Origin of the sequence: Paenibacillus sp. TAF43_2, assembly GCF_052113545.1 — a bacterium.
Lineage (GTDB): Bacteria > Bacillota > Bacilli > Paenibacillales > Paenibacillaceae > Pristimantibacillus.
Genome location: NZ_JBFRDK010000286.1, coordinates 1 through 4,843, shown reverse-complemented (window position 1 = coordinate 4,843; position 4,843 = coordinate 1). Strand labels below are relative to the sequence as shown.

Annotated in this window: 6 protein-coding genes; all 6 read left to right on the top strand. The window is 40.3% G+C overall.

The annotated features are described in order from the left end of the window. A partial coding sequence (locus tag AB4Z17_RS32010; protein WP_441964350.1) for a hypothetical protein occupies positions 1–437 on the top strand: 437 nt, incomplete at its 5' end. An 18-nt stretch (positions 438–455) separates the two neighbouring features. Further along, a complete protein-coding gene (locus tag AB4Z17_RS32005) occupies positions 456–1,790 on the top strand; it encodes a hypothetical protein (protein WP_441964348.1) in 1,335 nt (444 codons plus the stop codon). A 26-nt stretch (positions 1,791–1,816) separates the two neighbouring features. Continuing rightward, on the top strand, positions 1,817–2,551 hold the full coding sequence (locus tag AB4Z17_RS32000; RefSeq protein WP_441964346.1) for an ATP-binding cassette domain-containing protein: 735 nt from the start codon (positions 1,817–1,819) through the stop codon (positions 2,549–2,551). A 66-nt stretch (positions 2,552–2,617) separates the two neighbouring features. Then, positions 2,618–3,025: a MerR family transcriptional regulator gene (locus AB4Z17_RS31995; RefSeq protein WP_441964344.1), complete on the top strand. Its 408-nt coding sequence runs from the start codon at positions 2,618–2,620 to the stop codon at positions 3,023–3,025. A gap of 64 nt (positions 3,026–3,089) precedes the next feature. Then, a complete protein-coding gene (locus AB4Z17_RS31990; RefSeq protein WP_441964342.1) occupies positions 3,090–3,998 on the top strand; it encodes an alpha/beta hydrolase in 909 nt (302 codons plus the stop codon). Positions 3,999–4,038: 40 nt separating this feature from the next. Then, on the top strand, positions 4,039–4,719 hold the full coding sequence (locus AB4Z17_RS31985; RefSeq protein ID WP_441909452.1) for a Crp/Fnr family transcriptional regulator: 681 nt from the start codon (positions 4,039–4,041) through the stop codon (positions 4,717–4,719). Positions 4,720–4,843 lie beyond the last annotated feature (124 nt).

Here is a 4,843-nt window from a genome sequence, read left to right as displayed (position 1 = left end):
TGCTCATGCTGCTCGGGTCGCAGCTAATTAGCATAAAGCTTGGATACGATGTGGTATCGGCGAAGTTTGCGAGCTATGGTGAAGGCCGCTTTTCGATGACAAATGGACTTTTTTTAGCGGTTATCCGTTCTGATTTTTTTCGAATCATCATGCCATTAAACCTAAGCAGAATCTTATCATCAGCAAGTATTTTATTTATGATCACAACAGCTCTATATTACGGGGCTTTATGCGAACGAAGCAAAAGGTACTGGGGTTTTGTCGCTATTGGAGCCGCGGTTATCGTGGCAATTAAAGTACTGAGCTATCGAATGAGTGAATCCTATTCTTATGCAGCACCAAGTCATTTGTATATTAGCAGCTCAATCATGCTTGTTTTAAGTGGATTTTTCATATGGCACAGCATCAAGCTAATAAAAAAAGCAGCTATCGCTTAAGAAAGGGATGGAATCGCTATGAAAAAGCTAAAAAATCATGCAGTTCTCGTTGCGTTAATTGCAGCGATAGCTGTCATAGGGATAATGTCCGGCAGTATCTACGCGAAGAAGGATCAAGGGACATTTTATTTGAAAGATTTACAGGGTTCACGTCAAGCAATTGAGGATGCAGTCATAAGTGGAGAGCTGAAGGATGGGAGCCATCGCACTAGCTTCCGTATTGAGAAAGGTCAAGTGAAAACGAGTACCGTGTTATTTGAGCAGATGCAGCAGCAAACCCCAATACGATTTATTCCGGGAAATGCTAAAATAATGAATGGCGTTGAATATGATATTTCGAATACTGGACCGCTTTTTGAAATCGTTGCTCGTGATCGAAGGAATGCAATTCCCATTCCTATCGGTACGGCAACGGTTAATCCGCCTGTACATTATAATAGAGCGGATCAGAAGGATAACAGCGTCACTTATACGAATGCTCTCGAATATGGACTTGCCAAAATTGGCGATAACGTATATTTTACATTGCCAACGACAACGCATTACACAGGAGAGAACGGAATCTATGCGTTAAAGTTTTCAGATAATTGGGGTTATCGAGGCATAACCGGAGACAAAGGGCAGGGGCCGCGTACCGTGGCAACCTTCAGCCTGGATAAAAACAAAGATAATCCGAATTCAAGCATTGAAATTCTTGGATTAGAAGCCGTTGGCAGCAGCTTGGCATTAATTGCAGTTGAAGATAACGAGCTTATTATTCGTGCATTTGACAGCGTCAGCGGGAAGCAATTAGGTGAGACAATAGTTCCTCATTTTTACTTGGCAGGACGGGATCGAGCGAGCTCATTCAATAATCCGAGCGGGGATACCTATTATGAAAATTATGAAGCATTTAGCGATCACGATCAGAACACGCTAAATCTGAGTTTTAGCCGGTCCTCTTCAGCTGAGGATGCTGATGCCAATAATAATAATAACAATAATAAAACAATGTTTAGTTTTCATTTATCGAGTGAAATGAAATTAAACGAAGCGATAAAAGAAAGCTTTGCGGACGGAGAAGAGGACAATTACAGCGGTATGTTCGCGATGAGCTATCGTAACGATAAGTTATATGTCGTCAAAACAATGAGAAGCAAGCCTAAAGATGGAAGTCAGTTTCAATATGATATTGTGCTTCCTAAACGATTTATGATTTATGTGTATCAAGCCTCTACATTGCTCTACAAAGGTGAGCTTATGACTGATCTGAATGACGATAATATTAGAGCGATGAATCTATCGCCGCTGTCAGGTGGGTTTGGATACAGCCAATCAGAGTATAGGTATTACGATAACCTCAAGATTGAATAAAAGGTTTGCAGGCAGGAGGGGCATGGATGATCGAGCTGAAATATGTGGAAAAGCGCTATCCTGGAAGCAGTGAGTACTTATACGTGGATAGCTTAACGATAAACAAAGGTGAAATCGTTGGTATTCTTGGCGGAAACGGCAGCGGAAAAACAACATTGCTGAAGGCAATCATGGGGATTGGAGAAATTCAGAACGGAACCATAACAGTAGAAGGCAGACCAGTAACGGAGCAGTATGACAACATTGCATTGATTACGGAAGAGGGCAGCTTTCTTCCTGATCTAACACCTGTTCAGTATGCAGAGTTTTTGGCTGGTTTTTTTCCTAGATTCAATAGAAAACATTTTGACAAGCTAATCAGCTTTTATGAGCTTGAACCGCAGCAAAAAATCAAAACATTCTCCAAAGGGCAAAAGCTGAAGCTTGAAATTTGTGCGGGGTTTGCTAAGGACGCAAAATATATGCTGATGGACGAACCTTTTCAGGGCAAGGATATGTTCACTAGAAAGGATTTTTTAAAGCTGATGGTTTCCAATTTAAAAGGCGATGAGACGATCCTGCTCACGACGCATTTAATAGAAGAAATTGAGCATGTTATCGACCGTGCCATTATTGTTCATAAGGGCAGAATTAAAGCGGACTTTTATATAGACGAGATGAGAGAACAAGGCAAAAGTATAAGTGATGTCATGTCTGAGGTTATTGGCTACAAAGAGAATAAATATAAGGAAGCTTTGAATAATTCATTTCCCGAGAAATAGTTGAAGTTGATCAGCCTGTGTGTCTTTTCAGAATAATCTTTCAACCAGCATTAGAGGGGGATTGAAATGACCGGTTATTTGCGAGGGCAAATTGCAAAAATGGCGAATGTGAATATCGAAACGTTAAGATACTACGAGAATCACGGTCTAATTCCAGCGCCGATCCGTTCTGAATCAGGTTATCGGATGTACTCTGAGGAAGTATTAAGTCATCTTACGTTTATAAAAAATGCTAAGGCTTGTGGATTTACGTTAAAAGAAATCAAAAAAGCATTAACAAAGTCTAGCAGCAGTCAAATTAGTCTCGCTGATTTTTTGACTGTGATCGATAAAAAAATGGATAAAATCCGTTCAGATATGGAACGGCAAGAACAAACATTAGCAATGCTCGCAAGCTTGAAAACAAATCTGCAAGCAGAAGAAAAGCACCCGGAAACTCAGGAAACACTTCACATCCTACACATGGAATCTTAGCTTGACGTTGTACTATGCTACAGGCTGTAGACTTACGTTATTAAGCCTGTAGGAGGGGTATTACATGGAAAAAACGAGTATCGAACAGCTTGCAGCGATTAAACATTTTTTAAAACAATCGAGCAATTTTAGTGAAATGCCTGTGGAGAAAATACGAAATGAAATGAACAATACCGCAGCTGCTATGCAAATGAATACGGATATTATTGTCCAAGAGGTACTAATCGGAAATCTATTTGGTGAATGGATTACTCCAGCTAATCTAACTGTAGATGTGAACAAGGTCATTCTTTACTTCCATGGCGGTGGTTTTATAGCAGGCACCTGTGCAATCTATCGTGATTTGACGGCAAGAATAGCGAATTCCAGTGGGGTGAAAGTGCTTGTCATTGAATATAGACTTGCACCGGAGCATTCGTATCCAGCTGCAAACGAGGATTGCCTCATTGCCTATCGTTGGTTGCTTGAGAACGGTTATTCCGCTGCTAATATCCTATTTGGCGGAGATTCGGTAGGCGGAAGCCTTGCGCTTATGACCTTGCTTTCACTTCGAGAACAAGGAGAGACGCTTCCAGCAGGTGCTTTTCTCATCTCCCCGCATACGGATCTAGTTCATTTGGATGGTGAATCCTACACGACTCGATCGGAGCTCGATCCTACAGGGAGCTTGGAGGGCAATCGCAGGATATTGAACACATATTTAGGCAGCAGTACGGATGATATCCTGCTCTTATCCCCCCTTAGAATGAATTTGAGCGGACTGCCCGATTTGTTTATCCAAGTAGGCGATCATGAAGTTCTGTTAAGTGATTCTACACGGTTTACGGATCAAGCAAGAGCAGCAGGTGTCGCTGTTACGCTGGAAGTATGGGATCAGATGTGGAGTGTATTTCATTTTCTCGCCTACATGCTTCCGGAAGCGCAGCAGGCTATCGACCATATTGGTCATTTTGTGAAGAAGAAGCTGCCTTAAATCTTTATTTTTTCATCTCGATTAACGAACTGGAGGAGAAATGGATAACATTCAATATTTATCGCAATTTAATTTGCTTCATTCACTCACAATAGAAGACTTGATAGAGATGGATGAAATGACCTCTATTACCGTTATCCCGAAAAAGACATTTATTCAAACACCGGAATCTTTTTCAGAAGGGCTTTATTTTGTGAAAAAGGGAAAGGTTCGTTTATATAAGCTGAGTGTGGAAGGCAAGCAATTTACTTCGGATATATTAGGTGAAGGAAATGTATTTGGCGAGATGAATATCATTTCATTTGGTACGCGGGATCACTTTATTGAAACGATTGAAGAAAGCCATATTTGTTTGATGAGTAAAGATAGGTTTGAAAATTTTTTAATGCAGCGGCCTCGCTTCATGATGAATTTATTACAGGTTTTAAGTGATCGAATTAGTACGATGAGTCGTTTAACACAAAATTTAGCTCTAGGAGGTCTTCATGATAAAATTTTGCATGTTCTCATGAAGCTTTCAGAGCAATTTGGAATTACGAGCATGGATAGGGATGAGTATTGCAAAATTGATTTTCCTCTTTCACATCAAGAAATTGCAAATCTGGTTGGAGCGACAAGAGAAGCGGTAACGGTAGCCTTACAAGAGCTTTCGGAACAAAAACGCATTAAGACAGGTTTTAAAACCATCTACATTCATAAAAAAATGTTGTTGCAAAGCTAGGTTATGTAGAAAGAGTTGTAAACTAGATTACATCTTCGCTTATAAATAAGAAGTATAATTGGCGTGCTTCCAATTTTAAATGTCGTATAAGCGAGGGAACCGTGTTATGAATAATGAGAAAGCG

Excerpts from the sequence above, each read along its gene's own strand:
- AB4Z17_RS31995 (WP_441964344.1), top strand. The coding sequence starts at position 2,618 with ATGACCGGTTATTTGCGAGGGCAAATTGCAAAAATGGCGAATGTGAAT.
- AB4Z17_RS32005 (WP_441964348.1), top strand. The coding sequence starts at position 456 with ATGAAAAAGCTAAAAAATCATGCAGTTCTCGTTGCGTTAATTGCAGCG.
- AB4Z17_RS32000 (WP_441964346.1), top strand. The coding sequence starts at position 1,817 with ATGATCGAGCTGAAATATGTGGAAAAGCGCTATCCTGGAAGCAGTGAG.
- AB4Z17_RS31985 (WP_441909452.1), top strand. The coding sequence starts at position 4,039 with ATGGATAACATTCAATATTTATCGCAATTTAATTTGCTTCATTCACTC.
- AB4Z17_RS31990 (WP_441964342.1), top strand. The coding sequence starts at position 3,090 with ATGGAAAAAACGAGTATCGAACAGCTTGCAGCGATTAAACATTTTTTA.